This window comes from Bartonella sp. AA23NXGY, assembly GCF_042197165.1.
Lineage (GTDB): Bacteria > Pseudomonadota > Alphaproteobacteria > Rhizobiales > Rhizobiaceae > Bartonella.
On sequence record NZ_JBHIRO010000105.1, the window covers coordinates 1 to 683 of the forward strand.

A 683-nucleotide genomic window follows, 5' to 3' on the forward strand; every position below is an offset into this window, starting at 1 on the left:
ATGAGATTGCCACTAGATTGTATTACCCCCGAAACAGTTGGTTTATGCGAAAATGCTTGTGTGACAGTCTTTTCTGTCATATGTGACCAGTGTTTGTTTATTGACCAGATCCCTCCTGCCTTCCACCTATCACCATTCCATCGATACTGTTCTACAGAGTTTCTTTCGTCAATATATTTCCAAGTAAATGCCTTATAGACTGTTCCATCGCTTGAAATTGCGGTGCCATAGGTTTCTTCTTTACTATTCCAAAGTGGATTATCTAAGTAAATGTATAAGTGTCCTTTCCAAACTCCGTTATCATCTTGATGTTCGTGCCCTTGTCCCCAAAGACCAACTTTCGCATCATGATATAACATCCCATCACTGAGTTGATCAGAACCCTTTGGTCTTTGGAAAGAAATATCGCTATATTCCGTTTTTTCCATGATGACAGGCGTGCTATCAGCTTCGTTTTTCAGGGTGTTGGTTTGGATATTTAAGTTTCCACCAGCTTGAATAAAGCCTGCTTTGTTCACAAGCGAAAGGCTTTTTCCGCTGCCATCTGCATTGGTGAAAGATAAATCACCTTCTGCCATTATGGCACCAAAATCATTCAACAAAGCACCATCAACTTGTAAAGCACCATTGCCCTTCACATAAATTAAGCCCGTTTTGTTGTTGGTCACATCCCCCGTCACGCT

The 683-nt window shown here is 41.1% G+C and carries 1 protein-coding gene; it reads right to left on the reverse strand.

Annotated features, from left to right (window positions below):
* On the reverse strand, positions 1–683 hold a 683-nt coding region (locus tag ACFINY_RS09900), incomplete at both ends, for a hypothetical protein (protein WP_375701083.1).